Source organism: Streptococcus sp. GMD1S (genome assembly GCF_000296875.1).
Lineage (GTDB): Bacteria > Bacillota > Bacilli > Lactobacillales > Streptococcaceae > Streptococcus.
This window is the reverse complement of the sequence record NZ_AJQY01000218.1, coordinates 1-824: the sequence shown is the minus strand read 5'-3', so window position 1 is coordinate 824 and position 824 is coordinate 1. Positions and strand designations below refer to the sequence as shown.

Genomic DNA, 824 nt, shown 5'->3' with positions numbered 1-824 from the left:
CAAGTTGTTGTTGGCGCTCGATCAGCTATCTTTGCTCCTTTGAAAAATCTAGGTGTCATCATTATCGATGAAGAACATGAAGCTAGTTACAAGCAAGATAGCAATCCACGTTACCATGCTAGAGAGGTCGCCATTCTACGGGCCCAGTACAATCAAGCAGCTCTCGTACTTGGGTCTGCCACACCGAGCCTTGAGAGTCGTGCCCGTGCTGGAAAAGGTGTCTATCACCACTTACGTCTGACCCAACGAGCCAATCCTATGGCTACGATTCCAGAGGTTCAAGTGATTGACTTTCGGGACTATATCGGACAAAATGAGACATCAAACTTTACGCCTCCTTTGCTAGAGGCCATCCAAGACCGTCTGGATAAAAAAGAGCAGGTAGTCCTCATGCTCAACCGTCGGGGTTATTCTAGCTTTGTTATGTGTCGAGAGTGTGGGACGGTAGATAGCTGCCCCAACTGTGACATTTCTTTGACTCTCCACATGGATACCAAGACCATGAACTGCCATTACTGTGGCTTTTCTAAGGGAATTCCTCATGTCTGTCCCAACTGTCAGAGTCGCAGCATTCGCTACTACGGGACGGGGACTCAGAAAGCTTACGATGAGCTGGCAGAGCTCTTTCCTCAGGCTCGCATTCTGCGGATGGATGTGGATACGACCCGCAGGAAAGGTAGTCACCAAGCTCTTCTTGACCAGTTTGGTCAAGGGGAAGCGGATATCTTGCTGGGAACTCAGATGATTGCCAAGGGCTTGGATTTCCCAAATGTGACCTTGGTCGGAGTGCTCAATGCGGATACGGCCTTGAATCTGCCTGATTT

The 824-nt window shown here is 49.3% G+C and carries 1 protein-coding gene; it reads left to right on the top strand.

Annotated elements, in window-relative coordinates:
* On the top strand, positions 1 to 824 hold an 824-nt coding region (gene priA, locus GMD1S_RS08400; protein ID WP_000304192.1), incomplete at both ends, for a replication restart helicase PriA.